Annotated in this window: 1 protein-coding gene; it reads right to left on the bottom strand. The window is 60.5% G+C overall.

Translation table 11 applies throughout. From position 1 onward, the window contains the following. The coding region (locus ACP7D4_RS28200) for an RHS repeat-associated core domain-containing protein (RefSeq protein ID WP_426212752.1) at window positions 1-209 on the bottom strand (209 nt) is incomplete at its 3' end. Between the last annotated feature and the right edge of the window lie 389 nt (window positions 210-598).

The following is a 598-nucleotide window of genomic DNA, read 5'->3' as shown; positions in this document are numbered from 1 at the left end:
GCGGCAGGGTTTCGCCCATCAGGATCGACGTATTTGTATGGACTGTTATTGGCATAGGCGTACCGATTGAAACTTGATCCGGTATTTCCATCCGTCACCACCGGATCAATGCTCAAGAAGGAGCCGCCCGACGTGCACTTGTCGTAAACGCGGCCGTTTTCCCTAGTCCATTCAAGGACTTGTGGCGGTTTTTTGCTGGCGAATTGTATGTAAAGAGCGAATTTTTCCTAGACGCGAGTTTGGCTCGCGCACGCGCGCGAGGCAAGGCTTTTTCTTGTTTAGCTGCCAATTAGATGAGCCGGGGACGCGACGGCGCGCCGTCAGGCGCGCGCAGTTGATGGGTTGGAAGGTGCTGCAGTTGCGGTTATTGGGCTTGACCTGACTGACGGCGAAGCGCGGCAGCACGCGACGAGGGAGCGCGCATTGTGAGCCTGACCAGAGCCATTCGCCCCAAGGCGCACCATATGGCTTGGCAGGCGCGCAGGGGCGCAAGACATAGCGGGTTTTCCGCGAACCCGCAGGGCCCGGCGCAGCGCGGGGACGGCCCACCGAGCGAAGCGCAGCGCAGCGAATGGGCCGGCTTTGCGGAATGCCCCGT

The organism is Massilia sp. TWP1-3-3 (assembly GCF_049897805.1).
Lineage (GTDB): Bacteria > Pseudomonadota > Gammaproteobacteria > Burkholderiales > Burkholderiaceae_D > Telluria_A.
The sequence above is the reverse complement of the archived record's forward strand: the minus strand, read 5'-3'. Positions and strand labels throughout refer to the sequence as shown.